This is a genomic window from Citrobacter sp. S46_ASV_140 (genome assembly GCF_018919545.1).
In the GTDB taxonomy this organism is placed as follows: domain Bacteria; phylum Pseudomonadota; class Gammaproteobacteria; order Enterobacterales; family Enterobacteriaceae; genus Citrobacter; species Citrobacter braakii.
On sequence record NZ_JAHLRC010000045.1, the window covers coordinates 1 to 17,088 of the forward strand.

Annotated in this window: 17 protein-coding genes and 1 other annotated feature (1 of these 18 only partly in view); of the genes, 13 read left to right on the top strand and 4 right to left on the bottom strand. The window is 53.6% G+C overall.

What is annotated here, in order from left to right; translation table 11 throughout:
* The first annotated feature begins 61 nt into the window (after window positions 1–61).
* The 3 genes from serB to nadR all read left to right on the top strand — a co-directional run bounded on the left by serB (window position 62) and on the right by nadR (window position 3,791).
* The gene (gene serB / locus KQJ19_RS13090; protein WP_216403736.1) at window positions 62–1,030 is read left to right on the top strand and encodes a phosphoserine phosphatase; all 969 of its coding nucleotides are present in this window, start codon (window positions 62–64) and stop codon (window positions 1,028–1,030) included.
* 83 nt (window positions 1,031–1,113) lie between these two features.
* Window positions 1,114–2,496, top strand: coding sequence for a DNA repair protein RadA (radA, locus tag KQJ19_RS13095; RefSeq protein WP_016151613.1), 1,383 nt, complete (start codon window positions 1,114–1,116; stop codon window positions 2,494–2,496).
* A 65-nt stretch (window positions 2,497–2,561) separates the two neighbouring features.
* On the top strand, window positions 2,562–3,791 hold the full coding sequence (nadR, locus tag KQJ19_RS13100) for a multifunctional transcriptional regulator/nicotinamide-nucleotide adenylyltransferase/ribosylnicotinamide kinase NadR (protein WP_016151614.1): 1,230 nt from the start codon (window positions 2,562–2,564) through the stop codon (window positions 3,789–3,791).
* Window positions 3,792–3,884: 93 nt separating this feature from the next.
* On the opposite strand, the gene ettA is transcribed toward nadR, so the two are convergent.
* Window positions 3,885–5,552 (bottom strand): energy-dependent translational throttle protein EttA, encoded by a 1,668-nt coding sequence (ettA, locus tag KQJ19_RS13105; protein ID WP_003019019.1) that lies wholly within the window; start codon window positions 5,550–5,552, stop codon window positions 3,885–3,887.
* A 408-nt stretch (window positions 5,553–5,960) separates the two neighbouring features.
* Here ettA and sltY point away from each other — a divergent pair, with 408 nt between their 5' ends.
* Both sltY and trpR read left to right on the top strand, forming a co-directional pair.
* Window positions 5,961–7,898 carry a murein transglycosylase gene (gene sltY, locus KQJ19_RS13110; protein ID WP_047358370.1) on the top strand — a complete coding sequence of 646 codons (1,938 nt, stop codon included), beginning with the start codon at window positions 5,961–5,963 and terminating at the stop codon, window positions 7,896–7,898.
* Window positions 7,899–7,987: 89 nt separating this feature from the next.
* Entirely contained in the window at window positions 7,988–8,314 is a 327-nt protein-coding gene (gene trpR, locus KQJ19_RS13115) for a trp operon repressor (protein WP_019078321.1), read from the top strand.
* Between the two features lie 75 nt (window positions 8,315–8,389).
* On the opposite strand, the gene yjjX is transcribed toward trpR, so the two are convergent.
* Window positions 8,390–8,905, bottom strand: a complete 516-nt coding sequence (gene yjjX, locus KQJ19_RS13120; protein ID WP_016151618.1) for an inosine/xanthosine triphosphatase — start codon at window positions 8,903–8,905, stop codon at window positions 8,390–8,392.
* Between the two features lie 52 nt (window positions 8,906–8,957).
* Between yjjX and gpmB the strand changes: the two genes are divergently transcribed.
* Entirely contained in the window at window positions 8,958–9,605 is a 648-nt protein-coding gene (gene gpmB / locus KQJ19_RS13125; protein WP_016151619.1) for a 2,3-diphosphoglycerate-dependent phosphoglycerate mutase GpmB, read from the top strand.
* Here gpmB and robA read toward each other — a convergent pair.
* On the bottom strand, window positions 9,602–10,471 hold the full coding sequence (gene robA / locus KQJ19_RS13130; RefSeq protein WP_016151620.1) for an MDR efflux pump AcrAB transcriptional activator RobA: 870 nt from the start codon (window positions 10,469–10,471) through the stop codon (window positions 9,602–9,604). The genes gpmB and robA overlap by 4 nt on opposite strands.
* Window positions 10,472–10,682: 211 nt before the next feature.
* On the opposite strand from robA, the gene creA reads away from it, so the two are divergent.
* The 4 genes from creA to creD are packed head-to-tail and all read left to right on the top strand — an operon-like array spanning window position 10,683 to window position 14,707.
* On the top strand, window positions 10,683–11,156 hold the full coding sequence (gene creA, locus KQJ19_RS13135) for a protein CreA (RefSeq protein WP_016151621.1): 474 nt from the start codon (window positions 10,683–10,685) through the stop codon (window positions 11,154–11,156).
* Between the two features lie 12 nt (window positions 11,157–11,168).
* Window positions 11,169–11,858: a two-component system response regulator CreB gene (creB, locus tag KQJ19_RS13140; protein ID WP_016151622.1), complete on the top strand. Its 690-nt coding sequence runs from the start codon at window positions 11,169–11,171 to the stop codon at window positions 11,856–11,858.
* Window positions 11,858–13,282: a two-component system sensor histidine kinase CreC gene (gene creC, locus KQJ19_RS13145; RefSeq protein ID WP_216403737.1), complete on the top strand. Its 1,425-nt coding sequence runs from the start codon at window positions 11,858–11,860 to the stop codon at window positions 13,280–13,282. Before creB ends, creC begins: the two co-directional genes overlap by 1 nt.
* 57 nt (window positions 13,283–13,339) lie before the next feature.
* Entirely contained in the window at window positions 13,340–14,707 is a 1,368-nt protein-coding gene (creD, locus tag KQJ19_RS13150) for a cell envelope integrity protein CreD (protein WP_216403738.1), read from the top strand.
* 61 nt (window positions 14,708–14,768) lie between these two features.
* Here the strand turns inward: creD and arcA are convergent, their stop codons facing one another.
* Window positions 14,769–15,485, bottom strand: a complete 717-nt coding sequence (arcA, locus tag KQJ19_RS13155; RefSeq protein ID WP_001194359.1) for a two-component system response regulator ArcA — start codon at window positions 15,483–15,485, stop codon at window positions 14,769–14,771.
* 95 nt (window positions 15,486–15,580) lie between these two features.
* Between arcA and yjjY the strand changes: the two genes are divergently transcribed.
* From yjjY to thrL, 3 genes are all read left to right on the top strand, one after another.
* Entirely contained in the window at window positions 15,581–15,721 is a 141-nt protein-coding gene (gene yjjY / locus KQJ19_RS13160; protein WP_042998021.1) for a protein YjjY, read from the top strand.
* A gap of 399 nt (window positions 15,722–16,120) precedes the next feature.
* The gene (locus KQJ19_RS13165; RefSeq protein WP_016155643.1) at window positions 16,121–16,807 is read left to right on the top strand and encodes a tRNA/rRNA methyltransferase; all 687 of its coding nucleotides are present in this window, start codon (window positions 16,121–16,123) and stop codon (window positions 16,805–16,807) included.
* 206 nt (window positions 16,808–17,013) lie between these two features.
* Window positions 17,014–17,088, top strand: a sequence feature (Thr leader region); it runs 52 nt beyond the window's last position.
* Window positions 17,019–17,084, top strand: coding sequence for a thr operon leader peptide (gene thrL / locus KQJ19_RS13170; RefSeq protein ID WP_032337689.1), 66 nt, complete (start codon window positions 17,019–17,021; stop codon window positions 17,082–17,084). It overlaps the preceding feature by 66 nt.

Sequence of the window (17,088 nt, forward strand, 5' to 3'; positions counted from 1 at the left end):
GTAGCCTCATGCGTTATTTTCCCCTGATGATTCCGACCCGAACGATTTTACAGGAGCTTTAATGCCTAACATTACCTGGTGCGATCTACCTGAAGATGTTTCTCTGTGGCCAGGTCTGCCTCTCTCTTTAAGCGGTGATGAAGTCATGCCGCTGGATTACCACGCGGGCCGCAGTGGCTGGCTGCTGTATGGTCGTGGGCTGGATAAACAACGGTTAACGCAATACCAGAGCAAACTGGGTGCGGCGATGGTGATCGTGGCGGCGTGGTGCGTTGAGGATTATCAGGTGATTCGTCTGGCGGGCTCGTTAACGCCGCGTGCGGCAAAACTGGCGCATGATGCCAAACTGGATGTTGCGCCACTGGGTAAAATTCCGCATTTGCGCACGCCGGGTTTGCTGGTGATGGACATGGATTCAACGGCTATCCAGATCGAGTGTATCGATGAAATTGCCAAACTGGCGGGAACCGGCGAAATGGTTGCGGAAGTCACCGAACGCGCGATGCGCGGCGAGCTGGACTTTACCGCCAGCTTGCGCAGCCGCGTGGCGACGCTGAAGGGCGCTGATGCCAATATTTTGCACCAGGTGCGCGAAACGCTACCACTGATGCCTGGCCTGACTCAACTGGTGTTAAAACTGGAAACGCTCGGCTGGAAAGTGGCAATTGCCTCCGGCGGTTTTACCTTCTTTGCCGATTATCTGCGTAACAAACTACGTCTGACGGCGGCTGTGGCAAACGAGCTGGAGATCATGGACGGTAAATTCACCGGCAACGTGATCGGCGATATCGTCGATGCCCAGTACAAAGCCAACACCCTGATTCGCCTGGCGCAGGAGTATGAGATCCCAATGGCGCAGACGGTGGCGATCGGCGATGGCGCCAACGATCTGCCGATGATCAAAACGGCTGGACTGGGTATAGCGTATCATGCCAAACCCAAAGTGAATGAAAAGACGGAGATTACGATCCGTCACGCTGACCTGATGGGCGTGTTCTGCATTCTCTCTGGCAGCATGAACCAGAAATGATTTAATTGCCTGATGGCAAAGTGACCGTAGGCCGGATAAGCGCCCACGCTGTCCGGTAAACGCGCTAACGAAAGAGGTAAAACGTGGCCAAAGCTCCAAAACGCGCCTTTGTTTGTAACGAATGCGGGGCCGATTACCCGCGCTGGCAAGGGCAATGCAGCGCCTGTCAGGCCTGGAACACCATTACCGAGGTACGCCTTGCCGCGTCACCAACGGTGGCGCGTAACGAGCGGCTCAGCGGCTATGCCGGGAATGCGGGCATCGCAAAAGTGCAGAAGCTGTCTGATATCAGCCTTGAAGAGTTGCCGCGTTTTTCCACCGGATTTAAAGAGTTTGACCGCGTGCTGGGCGGCGGTGTGGTGCCCGGCAGCGCCATCCTGATTGGCGGTAACCCCGGCGCAGGGAAATCAACGCTGCTGCTGCAAACGCTGTGCAAGCTCGCTGAGCAGATGAAAACCCTGTACGTCACCGGCGAAGAGTCTTTGCAACAGGTGGCGATGCGCGCGCATCGACTCGGTCTGCCGACGGCGAATCTGAACATGCTGTCGGAAACCAGTATCGAACAAATTTGCCTGATTGCCGAAGAAGAACAGCCGAGGCTGATGGTTATCGACTCCATTCAGGTGATGCACATGGCGGACATTCAGTCTTCGCCGGGCAGCGTGGCACAGGTACGCGAAACCGCGGCTTACCTGACCCGCTTTGCCAAAACGCGCGGCGTGGCGATTGTCATGGTCGGCCACGTCACCAAAGACGGCTCGCTGGCCGGTCCAAAGGTGCTGGAGCACTGTATTGACTGCTCGGTTCTGCTCGACGGCGACGCCGATTCTCGTTTTCGTACTCTGCGTAGCCATAAAAATCGCTTTGGCGCGGTGAATGAGTTGGGCGTCTTTGCCATGACCGAACAGGGGCTGCGTGAAGTTAGCAACCCTTCCGCTATCTTCTTAAGCCGTGGCGATGAAGTCACCTCCGGCAGTTCAGTGATGGTGGTCTGGGAAGGCACACGCCCGTTGCTGGTGGAGATTCAGGCGCTGGTCGACCATTCGATGATGGCGAATCCGCGTCGTGTGGCGGTCGGCCTGGAGCAGAACCGTCTGGCGATTCTGCTGGCCGTGCTGCATCGTCACGGCGGCTTGCAGATGGCGGATCAGGACGTGTTCGTCAACGTGGTCGGTGGCGTGAAGGTTACCGAAACCAGCGCCGATCTGGCACTGCTACTGGCAATGGTTTCCAGCCTGCGCGACCGACCGCTGCCGCAGGACTTAGTGGTCTTTGGCGAAGTGGGACTGGCGGGCGAAATCCGTCCGGTACCCAGCGGCCAGGAGCGTATTTCCGAAGCGGCGAAGCACGGCTTTCGTCGGGCGATTGTTCCTGCCGCCAACGTGCCGAAAAAAGTGCCGGAAGGGATGCAGGTCTTTGGCGTTAAGAAGCTTACGGATGCTTTAAGCGTGTTTGACGACCTATAATAAAATACCCGCCGTCTTTCCGGCGGTATTGGGTATTACGTTTATTTTTACAGCAGGAGGCTCTTGTGTCATTTGATTATCTGAAAACTGCCATTAAGCAAAAGGGCTGTACCCTGCAACAGGTGGCAGATGCCAGTGGCATGACCAAGGGATATTTAAGTCAACTGCTGAATGCCAAAATTAAAAGCCCCAGCGCGCAAAAGCTGGAGGCGTTGCACCGGTTTCTCGGGCTGGAGTTTCCGCGCCAGCAGAAGAATATCGGTGTGGTATTCGGTAAGTTTTATCCGCTGCATACCGGCCATATCTATCTTATCCAGCGCGCGTGTAGTCAGGTCGATGAACTGCATATCATCATGGGGTATGACGACACGCGCGATCGCAGCCTGTTTGAAGACAGCGCTATGTCGCAACAGCCCACGGTGCCCGATCGTCTACGCTGGCTGCTGCAAACCTTTAAGTATCAGAAAAATATCCGTATTCACGCCTTCAACGAAGAGGGTATGGAGCCGTATCCACACGGTTGGGATGTGTGGAGCAACGGGATCAAAACGTTTATGCAGGAGAAAGGGATCCAGCCTAACTGGATTTACACCTCTGAAGAGTCAGATGCCCCGCAGTATCTGGAACATCTGGGGATCGAAACCGTGCTGGTGGATCCCAAACGAACGTTTATGAACATCAGCGGCGGGCAAATCCGTGAGAACCCGTTTCGCTACTGGGAGTATATTCCTACAGAAGTGAAGCCGTTTTTCGTGCGCACCGTGGCGATCCTCGGCGGAGAGTCGAGCGGAAAATCGACGCTGGTGAACAAGCTCGCCAATATCTTTAACACTACCAGTGCGTGGGAATATGGGCGTGATTACGTCTTCTCCCATTTGGGCGGTGATGAGATGGCGTTGCAGTATTCCGACTACGATAAAATCGCCCTGGGACAAGCCCAATACATTGATTTTGCTGTCAAGTATGCCAATAAAGTGGCGTTTATCGACACCGATTTTGTTACCACTCAGGCCTTCTGCAAAAAGTATGAAGGGCGTGAACACCCGTTTGTGCAGGCCCTGATTGACGAGTATCGCTTTGACCTGGTGATCCTGCTGGAGAACAATACTCCATGGGTGGCGGATGGCTTACGCAGTCTCGGCAGTTCGGTTGACAGAAAAGCGTTTCAGTCGTTGCTGGTCGAGATGCTGCAGGAAAACAATATCAATTTTGTGCACGTTCAGGAGCCTGACTATGACGGTCGATTTCTGCGCTGCGTGGAGTTGGTGAAAGAGTTGATGGGCGAGCAGAGATAGCGTAAATGCCGGATGGCGTTGCGCTTATCCGGCGTCGCACTAACCTCGTAGGCCGGAGGAGGCGTAACGCCGCCATCCGGCGCTTAACGGTAATTACTTCGAAATACGCTTGTACTTAATACGCTTCGGCTCCAGCGCATCTGCGCCCAGCGTGCGTTTCTTGTACTCTTCGTATTCGGTAAAGTTACCTTCGAAGAACTCAACCTTACCTTCATCCTGGTAATCCAGAATGTGGGTCGCGATACGGTCGAGGAACCAACGGTCGTGCGAGATGACCATCGCGCAGCCCGGGAACTCCAGCAGGGCGTTTTCCAGCGCGCGAAGGGTTTCGATATCCAGGTCGTTGGTTGGTTCATCAAGCAGCAGCATGTTGCCGCCAACCTGCAGCAGCTTCGCCAGGTGCAGACGACCGCGCTCACCGCCGGAGAGTTCGCCTACGCGTTTACCCTGATCAACACCTTTAAAGTTGAAGCGGCCTACGTAGGCGCGGCTTGGCATCTCGGTGTTGCCGATCTTCATGATATCCAGCCCGCCGGAAACTTCTTCCCACACGGTTTTGCTGTTGTCCATGGCGTCACGGAACTGGTCAACGGAAGCCAGCTTGACGGTTTCACCGAGTGTGATGGTGCCGCTGTCTGGCTGTTCCTGACCGGACATCATACGGAACAGGGTAGATTTACCCGCGCCGTTCGGACCGATGATGCCGACGATGGCGCCTTTCGGTACGGAGAAGCTCAGGTCGTCAATCAGAACGCGATCGCCGTAGGATTTACGCAGATTGGTGACTTCAACGACTTTATCACCCAGACGTGCTCCAGGTGGGATAAACAGTTCGTTGGTTTCGTTACGCTTCTGGTATTCGGTGTTGTTCAGCTCTTCAAAACGTGCCAGACGGGCTTTACCCTTAGACTGACGGCCTTTAGCGCCCTGACGCACCCACTCCAGCTCTTTCTCAATGGATTTACGGCGAGCCGCTTCCTGAGACGCTTCCTGCGCCAGACGCTGATCTTTCTGCTCCAGCCAGGAGGAGTAGTTGCCTTCCCATGGAATACCTTCGCCGCGGTCAAGCTCCAGAATCCAGCCCGCAACGTTGTCGAGGAAGTAACGGTCGTGGGTAATCGCCACCACGGTGCCTTCGAAGTCGTGCAGGAAGCGTTCCAGCCACGCAACGGATTCGGCGTCCAGGTGGTTAGTCGGTTCGTCGAGCAGCAGCATGTCTGGTTTTTCCAGCAGCAGGCGGCACAGCGCGACGCGGCGGCGTTCACCACCGGAGAGGTTCTCAATTTTAGCGTCCCAGTCCGGCAGACGCAGGGCGTCAGCGGCACGCTCAAGCTGCACGTTCAGGTTATGACCGTCGTGCGCCTGAATGATCTCTTCAAACTTGCCCTGTTGCGCAGCGAGTTTATCGAAGTCGGCGTCCGGCTCGGCGTACTTTGCGTACACTTCATCCAGACCTTTCAGCGCGTTAACCACTTCGGCAACCGCTTCTTCCACGGATTCACGAACGGTATGTTCCGGGTTTAGTTTCGGTTCCTGCGGCAGGTAACCGATTTTAATGCCAGGCTGTGGGCGAGCTTCACCTTCGATATCGGTATCAATGCCGGCCATGATGCGCAGCAGGGTCGATTTACCCGCGCCGTTCAGACCAAGTACACCGATTTTGGCGCCAGGGAAGAAGCTCAGTGAGATGTTTTTAAGAATATGACGTTTCGGCGGAACGACTTTGCCGACACGATGCATGGTATAAACAAATTGGGCCACGTTGGACTCGCCTCTTTATTTATCCCGTCATACTTCAAGCCGCAGATGCGTTGGCTGTGAGTTACTCGGCTCATCCATGAGCCTCGCCCTTGCGGGCCGCTGCTCCGCAGCGTTCAAATCTGTTCCTGACAGATTTGTCGTTCCCCCCAGTCACGCACTATGTACGCTCAGGGGATTTACTCCCTCGCCGCCTTGCTGCAACTTGAATTATTTAGGGCTAATTATTGGTAAATAGTTATCAAAGGCGAAGTGTAGCCTTTTTCATTGCCCAATCCCAGCCAGCAGATCTCACTCGCAACAAAAGTAAAAAAGTGTCCGTGACGTGGCGCATTCTGCAATGTCTGGTTAGCATGAACTAATTAAGCGGCATGATGCTGCACAGACGTAACATGAGAAGAGGAAGAGCTTGTGGACAAAGCCAATCAATTTACCTGGCGCCTGCTGGCGGCCAGCGTATGTCTGCTGACGGTCAGTCAAGTGGCGCGAGCCGATTCCCTGGATGAGCAGCGCAGTCGCTATGCGCAAATTAAACAGGCCTGGGATAACCGACAGATGGATGTCGTAGAGCAGATGATGCCCGGCCTGAAGAATTATCCTCTGTATCCTTATCTGGAATATCGTCAGATTACTGACGATCTGATGAATCAGCCCACCATTACCGTTACCAATTTTGTGCGCGCCAACCCGACGCTGCCCCCCGCGCGTACTCTGCAATCACGTTTCGTGAATGAACTGGCGCGACGGGAGGACTGGCGTGGACTACTGGCGTTCAGCCCAGAAAAACCGGGTACCACGGAAGCGCAATGCAACTATTACTTTGCGAAATGGAGCACCGGGCAAACCGAAGAGGCCTGGCAGGGCGCGAAAGAACTGTGGTTGAGCGGGAAAAGCCAGCCGAACGCCTGTGACAAATTATTCGGCGTATGGCGCGCCTCAGGAACTCAGGATCCGCTGGCGTATCTGGAGCGTATTCGTCTGGCGATGAAAGCCGGGAATACCGGTCTGGTCACGGCGTTAGCTGGGCAAATGCCCGCGCAATACCAAACTATCGCTTCGGCGATCATTGCGCTGGCCAACGATCCGAATTCGGTGATGACCTTTGCACGCACCACTGGCGCGACGGATTTCACCCGACAGATGGCGGCGGTGGCTTTTTCCAGCGTGGCGCGTCAGGATGCGGAAAACGCCCGCCTGATGATCCCGTCTCTGGCGCAGGCGCAACAGCTGAATGACGAGCAAACCCAGGAGCTTCGCGACATCGTCGCCTGGCGTCTGATGGGCAATGACGTTACCGATGAGCAGGCCAAATGGCGCGATGACGCCATTATGCGCTCGAATTCCACCTCGCTTGTGGAGCGACGTGTGCGCATGGCGCTGGGAACCGGCGATCGTCGTGGTCTGAATACCTGGCTGGCGCGTCTGCCAATGGAAGCAAAAGAGAAAGATGAGTGGCGTTACTGGCAGGCGGATCTGCTGCTTGAGCGCGGGCGTGAGGCGGAAGCCAAAGAGATCCTGCACCAGCTCATGCAGCAGCGCGGTTTCTATCCGATGGTGGCGGCACAGCGTCTGGGTGAAGAGTACGAGCTGAAAGTGGATAAAGCCCCGGCAAACGTTGACTCTGCGCTGACTCAGGGACCGGAAATGGCACGTGTGCGCGAGCTAATGTACTGGAACCTGGACAATACCGCGCGCAGTGAATGGGCGAATCTGGTCACCAGTCGCACCAAGTCTGAGCAGGCTCAGCTGGCGCGTTACGCGTTCAACAATCACTGGTGGGATCTGAGCGTACAAGCGACGATCGCCGGTAAGCTGTGGGATCATCTGGAAGAGCGTTTCCCACTGGCCTACAAGGATCTGTTTACACGCTACACCAGCGGCAAGGATATTCCGCCAAGCTATGCGATGGCGATAGCGCGTCAGGAAAGCGCCTGGAACCCGAAAGTAAAATCGCCGGTTGGTGCTAGTGGGCTGATGCAGATTATGCCGGGTACGGCGACGCATACGGTGAAAATGTTCTCGATTCCAGGTTACAGCAGCCCGAGCCAACTACTGGATCCTGATACCAACATCAACATTGGTACCAGCTATTTACAGTATGTCTATCAGCAATTCGGCAATAACCGCATTTTCGCGTCGGCGGCCTATAACGCCGGACCGGGGCGCGTTCGCACCTGGCTTGGCAATAGCGCGGGTCGTATCGATGCTGTCGCGTTTGTCGAAAGCATTCCATTCTCTGAGACGCGTGGCTACGTGAAGAACGTGCTGGCTTACGATGCGTACTATCGCTATTTCCTTGGTGATAAGCCGGAGTTGATGAGCGACGCAGAATGGCAACGTCGTTACTGATCGTGTCGGTTGTGTTATGCTATCGTACTCGTTAAAGAGTACAAAAGGGGGAAGCAAGCACGCTTCCCCCGCAACGATGGCGATAACTTATGACTCAGCAATCACCCTATTCGGCAGAGATGGCAGAACAGCGTCACCAGGAGTGGTTACGTTTTGTCGATCTGCTTAAACACGCCTATGAACAAGACTTACACCTGCCCCTGCTCAATTTGATGTTAACGCCGGATGAGCGCGAAGCGCTGGGCACGCGCGTGCGTATCATTGAAGAGCTGCTGCGCGGCGAGATGAGTCAGCGCGAGCTTAAAAACGAGCTCGGGGCGGGGATCGCCACCATTACACGGGGGTCGAACAGCCTCAAATCCGCACCGGTGGATCTGCGTCATTGGCTGGAGCAGGTGCTGCTAAAAAATGCCTGATGGCGCTTCGCTTTCAGGCCTAATTATGTGGCGCGGTTGTGGCCGGATAAGGCGAAGCCGCCATCCGGCACAACGCTATAAATACACTGCGTTATGAAACGGGCTGAGCGCCAGAATCACCGCCTGGTGGTATACGCTTGAGCGCGTGAGCTTGCCCGCGGTAAAGACGCCGATTGCGCCCTCTTTGCGGCCAATCTCATCAATACCCGTGTAGTCCGACATCACCGGACCGAGCGCTTCGCCTTGACGGACTCTATCGAGAATGACAGCTGGCAATGGCAGCGTGGCTGAACGGGCTTCGCCGCGCTGGACGCCATTATCAATCACCACCCAACTGAAGGTCGCATCGTCGTCAATTCCCGCTTCAATAGCGACCCAGAAATCAGCCTGCGGGTGCAGACGGCGCGCATTATCAACGCGATTTCGTGCGCCAGTGCGCGTTTCCTGGTTTCCGAAAGGTTGTTCCGGCACGCCACTCTCGACGGCGACGGGTTCAATATGGCAGGATCCTTCCCCGAAAATCTCTTCAAATGCCCGCAGAATTGCCTGAATTTTGGCAGGATTGGTGGTCGCAGAGATAACCTTGTGCATAATTAAGCTCAGTTTGAAAATTCATCGCATCGCAGTATAACGGAAAAAAAGCATGTTACAGGTATACCTTGTTCGCCATGGCGAAACGCAGTGGAACGCCGAGCGACGTATTCAAGGCCAGTCAGACAGCCCACTGACCGCTAAAGGTGAACAGCAAGCCATGCAGGTGGGCGAACGCGCCCGCACGTTTGGTATTACGCATGTCATCAGTAGCGATTTAGGTCGTACACGACGCACCGCAGAAATCATCGCCCAGGCCTGTGGCTGTGATATCACCTATGACTCACGTTTGCGCGAGCTGAATATGGGCGTGCTGGAGCAACGTCATATCGATACGCTGACGTCGGAAGAAGAGGGCTGGCGTCGCCAGTTGGTGAACGGTACGGTGGAGGGGCGTATTCCGGAAGGGGAATCGATGCAGGAACTGAGCGATCGCGTCCACGCGGCGCTGGCATCCTGTCTGGAGTTGCCGCCGGGGAGTCGTCCGCTGCTGGTCAGTCACGGTATTGCACTGGGTTGCCTGGTGAGTACGATTCTGGGATTACCGGCATGGGCTGAACGTCGCCTGCGTCTGCGCAACTGTTCTATTTCTCGCGTCGATTACCAGGAAAGTTTGTGGCTGGCGCCGGGATGGGTAGTTGAAACGGCAGGGGACATCTCACATCTGGACGCCCCTGCGCTAGACGAACTGCAGCGCTAGCGGCGAATCGGAATCAGGAATTCGCAGCGCAGGTTGATCGGGCGATCTCCCGCTTTGGCATCTTCTGCCGGGTAGTATCGCTCGATATCCTGCCCTTTACGGCGCGTCAGGTTCAGCATTGGCATGCATGTGCCGTAAACCGTCAGGATAAACTCCTGTACGCCGGTCCCCAGCCCTTCATAGGTAAACATGACATACTCGCCGCCCTGTAGCAGGATAGGCTGTGCCGACGGCACATAACCATTGGCCTGTTCCGGCGTTAGTGCTGTGGTGTAAAACACTTCCTGCTCATCATCTTTTTCGAGGCTCGGACGCGTTTCGTTCAGCCCGTACAGCACCGGTGGGATCGCAGGGGCCTGGCTAAGGAAGTCGCGCCAGAACTGAATTCGCATTTCATGACGGAAATCTGAAATCTGCTCCAGCGAGCAGGAATAGCTTTGCGTGGTGCCAAGCAGTTGCGTATCTTCCAGCGTGACAAACTCGTGCGCAGGCATGGCAAATTCACCCAGTCGCATAGGCGGGCGAATACCAAACGCGCTCCATTCCGGCGAACGGCGATACAGCGCAGGCGTCTGGGAAAACTGTTTCTTGAACGCGCGGGTAAAGGTTTGTTGAGAGTCAAAGCGATATTGCAGCGCAATATCCAGAATTGGGCGTGCAGTCAGGCGCAGCGCCACTGCGGATTTCGATAAACGACGGGCGCGGATATAGGCGCCAATAGCATGGCCCGTCACGTCCTTAAACATTCTCTGCAGGTGCCACTTGGAATAGCCTGCTTTTGCCGCCACATTGTCAAGCGACAAAGGCTGATCCAGATGACCTTCCAGCCAGATTAATAGGTCGCGAATAATGCCAGCCTGATCCATAAAATATCCTCATCCTTTCAACAACGAGTACCTGACGTCAGGTATGAGGATAATAGCATTTTTTGCTGTTTTAGCATTCAGTGTTTTTTTTGCTCATAAATGCTTTTTTCGATCATTCGAAAGCGTGATTATTGTAATCCTGTGATCTGTATACGTTTTATCTTAGAATGTCGAATAATTACACAGAGTAACTTTTAAAAATGGTAACAATATGAAATATAAGAGCTTAATCATTTCCTCAATTCTGCTGATGTTAGCGCAGGTCGCCCATGCGGAGCAGATTGGATCTGTCGATACAGTGTTCAAAATGTTTGGGCCGGATCATAAAATTGTGGTCGAAGCGTTTGACGATCCTGATGTTACCAACGTGACCTGCTACGTGAGCCGGGCGAAGACCGGCGGCATCAAAGGTGGGCTGGGGCTGGCGGAAGATACCTCCGATGCCGCCATTTCCTGTCAGCAGGTGGGGCCGGTAGAACTGAGCGACAGAATCAAGAACGGCAAAGCGCAGGGCGAAGTGGTATTTAAAAAACGTACCTCGCTGGTGTTTAAATCCTTACAGGTCGTGCGTTTTTACGACGCGAAACGTAATGCACTGGCCTATCTGGCCTATTCAGATAAAGTGGTCGATGGATCGCCCAAAAATGCCATCAGCGCGGTGCCCATCATGCCGTGGCGGGAATAACAAGGAAGCAAAATGCAACAACCGTTGATCTGGTTGGTTGAGGATGAGCAGGGCATTGCCGATACGCTCATCTACATGCTGCAGCAGGAAGGTTTTAGCGTGGAAGCGTTTGAGCGCGGATTACCTGCGCTGGAGAAATCTCGCCAGCGTTGTCCTGATGCGATCATTCTGGATGTCGGACTACCGGATATCAGCGGTTTTGAACTGTGTCGACGCCTGCTGGAGCGGCATCCAGCGTTGCCGATCCTGTTTCTGACCGCGCGTAGCGATGAGGTGGATCGCCTGCTGGGGCTGGAAATTGGCGCGGATGACTATGTTGCCAAGCCTTTCTCACCGCGCGAGGTGTGCGCCCGTGTGCGTACGCTGCTGCGGCGGGTGCAGAAATTCTCTGCTCCTTCATCGACGACGCGTTGCGGCGATTTTGAGCTTAATGAGCTGGCCGCGCAGATTACCTGGTTCGGCAAGCCGTTAAACCTGACGCGCTATGAATTTCTGTTGCTGAAAACGTTGCTGTTGTCGCCGGGGCGCATTTACTCACGCCAGCAGTTGATGGATTTAGTCTGGGCCGATGCACAGGACACCTTTGACAGAACGGTCGATACTCACATCAAAACGCTGCGCGCCAAGCTGCGGGCTATCAACCCTGAGCTTTCCCCCATCAATACGCATCGCGGTATGGGATATAGCCTGAGGAGCGTCTGATGCGCATTGGCATGCGTTTGTTGCTCGGCTATTTTCTGATTGTTGCCGTCGCCGCCTGGTTCGTTTTGTCGATCTTTGTGCAGGAAATTAAACCAGGCGTCCGCCGGGCGACCGAAGGCACTTTGATTGATACCGCCACGCTGCTGGCTGCGCTGGCGCGCGATGACTTGCTCTCTGACTCTCCCGCCAACGGCAAGCTGGCGCAGGCATTTTCGCAACTGCATAACCGCCCATTCAGCGCCAATATCAGCGGCATTAACAAAGTCCGTAATGAATACCATGTCTACATGACGGACGCGCAGGGTAAAGTGTTGTTTGATTCCGCAAACCAGGTTGTCGGTCAGGACTATTCTCGCTGGAACGACGTGTGGTTAACCTTGCGTGGGCAATATGGCGCCCGCAGTACGCCGCAAAACCCGAACGATCCGGAAAGTTCAGTGATGTACGTGGCCGCGCCGATCGTAGACGGCGGACGTATTATCGGAGTGCTTAGTGTCGGTAAACCGAACGCGGCGATGGCGCCGGTGATTAAACGCAGTGAACGGCGGATGCTGTGGGCCAGCGCCGTATTGCTGGGCATTGCCTTAGTGATTGGCATCGGGATGGTATGGTGGATAAACCGCTCCATCGCCCGGCTGGCGCGCTATGCCGACTCCGTTACCGAGAATCGCCCCGTCCCACTGCCTGATTTAGGCAGCAGCGAGCTACGTAAACTGGCGCAGGCGCTGGAAAGTATGCGACTGAAGCTGGAGGGCAAAAACTACATTGAGCAGTATGTTTATGCATTAACGCATGAACTGAAAAGTCCGCTGGCGGCCATTCGCGGCGCGGCTGAGATTTTGCGCGAAGGTCCGCCGCCGAACGTGGTTGCGCGCTTTACTGATAATATTCTGACGCAAAATACGCGTATGCAGGCGCTGGTCGAAACCCTGTTACGCCAGGCGCGACTGGAGAATCGACAGGACATTACGTTGACGGCAGTGGCGGTAGATGCGCTGTTTGCTCAGCTCAAAGAGGCGCGTAGCGTGCAACTGGCGGCAAAAAACATCACGCTTACCATTATGCCTTCATCGCTTAGCGTCGCCGCCGATCCTGCGTTACTGGAGCAGGCAGTGGGGAATTTGCTCGACAACGCTATCGACTTCACGCCACAGGACGGGACGATTACGCTGAGCGCGCATCAGCAGGATGAACTGGTCACGTTGCAGATAATCGACAGCGGCAGCGGGATCCCCGACTTCGCGTTGCCGCGTATTTTTGAGCGTTTCTATTCGCTGCCCCGTGAAAATGGGCATAAGAGCAGCGGTTTAGGGCTGGCGTTTGTCAGTGAGGTTGCGCGACTGCACGAGGGGACGGTGACATTGTGCAACCAACCACAAGGCGGCGCACAGGCCTCGTTTACGCTTCACGCTCACTTCACATAACTTCAAATTCTCCGCACATAGCTGTTCTACCTTGCTGATATTGCAAAGGAGAACGCTATGTTTAGATCACCCCTGTTTTGGAAAATAGTCACCTTAGGTGGCGCAATACTGCTGCTGTTAATTCCGCTGACGATGGTCAGGCAGATCATCGTGGAGCGATCGGATTACCGCGATGAAGTCGAAGATGCTATCCGACAGAGCACCAGCGGGCCGCAAAAGATGGTAGGACCGCTGATAGCCATTCCGGTAACGGAACTTTACACCTCACTGGAGGATGGCAAAGAAATCCAGCGTAAGCGTAGCTATATCCATTTCTGGCTGCCGGAGTCGTTGGTAGTTGAGGGGAATCAGAACGTTGAAGCGCGTAAAATCGGTATTTATGAGGGCCAGGTCTGGCACAATGATGTTTCGGTGAAGGCTGAGTTTAACGCCGAACGATTGAGTGATTTAAATCATCCAAATATCAGCATCGGCAAACCGTTTATTGTGGTTGGCGTGGGGGACGCGCGTGGGATTGGCGTGGTAAAAGCGCCGCAGGTCAATGGAACGTCGCTGGCCGTTGAGCCTGGGACGGGGCTGGATGGACGTGCGCAGGGGATCCACATTCCGCTACCCGATGCGAGCTGGGCTGAGCAAAATCTGAGCATGGCGTTGTCGCTTAATTTGAGCGGAACCGGCGATTTCTCCGTCGTTCCGGTTGGACGTAACAGTGAAATGACCTTAACCAGCAACTGGCCACATCCCAACTTTCTTGGGGACTTTCTCCCGGCTAAGCGCGAAATTAGCGAATCAGGATTCAAGGCTCAGTGGCAAAGCAGCTGGTTTGCGAACAACCTCGGCGAGCGCTTTAACGACGAAAAGATTGGTTGGCAGGGCATGCCAGCGTTTAGCGTCGCCGTCGCCACGCCTGCAGATCAGTATCAGTTAACGGACAGGGCAACAAAGTATGCCATCCTACTGATTGTGCTGACCTTTATGTCTTTCTTCGTACTTGAAAGTATGACCAATCTGCGCCTGCACCCGATGCAGTATCTGCTGGTGGGGCTATCGCTGGTAATGTTTTATCTGCTGCTGCTGGCACTGTCAGAACACATCGGTTTTACGGCGGCGTGGATAACGGCAAGTCTGGTGGGGGCGTTGATGAACGGTGTGTATCTGCAGGCGATATTGCAGGGCTGGCGGAACAGTATTTTGTTCACCGTGGCGCTGCTGGGGTTGGATGGTGTGATGTGGGTGCTGCTACGTTCACAGGATAGCTCTTTACTGCTGGGAACCGGCGTGCTGTTGTTCGCGCTGTGTGGGGTCATGTTCCTGACGCGTCATCTTGACTGGCACTCGCTGGCACAGCCAAAAACAAAGCCAAAATCTACAGAACTTCCAGAGCTTCAGCCTGCGCAGAGCGACGAATTTCGCTTGTGGAAATAGGGCAGTAGGGGAAATGAAAAACGGCGCATAAAGCGCCGTTTTTATACCAGTGAGGATTGAATTAATCCTGCAGGTCGCCGCAGAAACGGTAGCCTTCACCGTGAATGGTGGCGATGATTTCTGGCGTATCCGGCGTTGATTCGAAATGCTTACGAATGCGGCGGATCGTCACGTCAACGGTACGGTCATGCGGCTTCAGTTCGCGACCGGTCATTTTTTTCAACAGTTCTGCGCGAGACTGGATTTTGCCCGGATTCTCACAGAAGTGAAGCATGGCGCGGAATTCGCTGCGTGGCAGTTTATACTGCTCACCGTCAGGACCAATCAGAGAGCGGCTGTTGATGTCCAGCTCCCAGCCATTGAACTTGTAGCTTTCAACGCTACGGCGTTCTTCGCTGACAGTACCCAGGTTCATGGTACGGGACAGCAGGTTACGAGCACGGATAGTCAGTTCGCGCGGGTTAAACGGCTTGGTGATGTAATCGTCTGCGCCGATTTCGAGGCCGAGAATTTTATCGACTTCGTTATCACGGCCCGTCAGGAACATCAGCGCAACGTTAGCTTGTTCGCGAAGTTCGCGCGCTAACAGCAGGCCATTTTTCCCAGGCAGATTGATATCCATAATCACAAGGTTGATATCATATTCAGAGAGAATCTGATGCATTTCCGCGCCATCTGTCGCTTCGAATACATCATAGCCTTCTGCTTCGAAAATGCTTTTCAACGTGTTGCGTGTTACTAACTCGTCTTCAACGATAAGAATGTGCGGGGTCTGCATGTTTGCTACCTAAATTGCCAACTAAATCGAAACAGGAAGTACAAAAGTCCCTGACCTGCCTGATGCATGCCGTAAATTAACATGATCGGCGTAACATGACTAAAGTACGTAATTGCGTTCTTGATGCACTTTCCATCAACGTCAACAACATCATTAGCTTGGTCGTGGGTAGTTTCCCTCTGGACCCGACAGTGTCAAAAACGGCTGTCATCCTAACCATTTTAACAGCAACATAACAGGCTAAGACATGCCGGACACCCAATAAAACTACGCTTCGTTGACATATATCAAGTTCAATTGTAGCACGTTAACAGTTTGATGAAATCAACGTATCCAAATGTTTGCTTTCATCACAAAATTGCAATATTACAACTAGTTGCACGAGCAAATTAATAAATGTAATGAATCCAACCGGTGCGATCCATTTTAAATTAAATTATCATGGATAAACAGAGGGATATGCAACTTTTGTTAACATAAAAAGCAATAGTACACCCGGGAAATAGTTTAGCATTTTTTAATGGATGCGAAATGCTTTTTCAGTGATTTCTGTTAAAAATATGTAAATTCGCACTGCGTAATATGTTGAAGCACGTCACATTTTTCCTTGCAGACTGGCCAAAAAGAGTATCGAAATGCGTTTAACAATTATTCTGGTTGCCCCCGCCAGAGCGGAAAATATTGGTGCGGCTGCCCGCGCTATGAAGACCATGGGGTTCACCCAATTACGCATCGTTGACAGCGAAGCCCACCTGGAACCCGCCACGCGATGGGTCGCGCATGGTTCTGGCGATATTATTGATAATATTAGCGTTTTTTCAACGTTAGCGGAGGCGCTGCACGACGTAGATTTTACCGTCGCGACCACTGCGCGTAGTCGGGCGAAGTTCCATTACTACGCTACGCCGGTCGAACTGGTTCCTCTGCTGCAGGAAAAATCAACGTGGATGGATCATGCCGCGCTGGTTTTTGGTCGTGAAGATTCAGGGCTGACCAACGAAGAATTGGCCCTGGCGGATGTACTCACCGGTGTACCTATGGTGGCTGACTATCCTTCACTCAATTTGGGGCAGGCGGTGATGGTGTATTGCTATCAATTAGCAGGTTTAATACAACAACCCGTCAAAAACATTGAGGTGACGGATGAGCTTCAGCTACAGGCATTGCGCGCGCGCGTTTTGCGTTTATTAGCCACGCTGAACGTTTCTGACGACATCAAGTTGACGGACTGGCTGCAACAGCGAATGGGTCTGTTAGGACAGCGAGATACGGCAATGTTGCACCGTTTTTTACATGATATAGAAAAAAGCATCACGAAATAAAATATCGACCTGCATTTGTTGTGTGGTGTTTTGCTCTGGATTCAAGTAGGGGTGACATACTGTATTGGTCGAAACTAAAAGGGCAAGCAGTCGCTCGTGAACAAGTTTCGGAATGTGACCAATTTAAAAATTTATTGACTTAGATCAGCAGATACTTTAACCCTAAAAGAATACAGGACAGATAATAAATAATTACAGAGCACACAACATCATGAAACGCATCAGCATCACCATTACCACAACCATCACCATTACCACAGGTAACGGTGCGGGCTGACGCG

What these genes read in the sequence shown, in the direction of transcription:
- creD (WP_216403738.1), top strand. Translation starts at nt 13,340, where the DNA reads ATGTTTAGATCACCCCTGTTTTGGAAAATAGTCACCTTAGGTGGCGCA.
- arcA (WP_001194359.1), bottom strand. Translation starts at nt 15,485, where the DNA reads ATGCAGACCCCGCACATTCTTATCGTTGAAGACGAGTTAGTAACACGC.
- trpR (WP_019078321.1), top strand. Translation starts at nt 7,988, where the DNA reads ATGACTCAGCAATCACCCTATTCGGCAGAGATGGCAGAACAGCGTCAC.
- creC (WP_216403737.1), top strand. Translation starts at nt 11,858, where the DNA reads ATGCGCATTGGCATGCGTTTGTTGCTCGGCTATTTTCTGATTGTTGCC.
- yjjY (WP_042998021.1), top strand. Translation starts at nt 15,581, where the DNA reads ATGACTAAAGTACGTAATTGCGTTCTTGATGCACTTTCCATCAACGTC.
- yjjX (WP_016151618.1), bottom strand. Translation starts at nt 8,905, where the DNA reads ATGCACAAGGTTATCTCTGCGACCACCAATCCTGCCAAAATTCAGGCA.
- serB (WP_216403736.1), top strand. Translation starts at nt 62, where the DNA reads ATGCCTAACATTACCTGGTGCGATCTACCTGAAGATGTTTCTCTGTGG.
- KQJ19_RS13165 (WP_016155643.1), top strand. Translation starts at nt 16,121, where the DNA reads ATGCGTTTAACAATTATTCTGGTTGCCCCCGCCAGAGCGGAAAATATT.
- gpmB (WP_016151619.1), top strand. Translation starts at nt 8,958, where the DNA reads ATGTTACAGGTATACCTTGTTCGCCATGGCGAAACGCAGTGGAACGCC.
- robA (WP_016151620.1), bottom strand. Translation starts at nt 10,471, where the DNA reads ATGGATCAGGCTGGCATTATTCGCGACCTATTAATCTGGCTGGAAGGT.
- creB (WP_016151622.1), top strand. Translation starts at nt 11,169, where the DNA reads ATGCAACAACCGTTGATCTGGTTGGTTGAGGATGAGCAGGGCATTGCC.
- creA (WP_016151621.1), top strand. Translation starts at nt 10,683, where the DNA reads ATGAAATATAAGAGCTTAATCATTTCCTCAATTCTGCTGATGTTAGCG.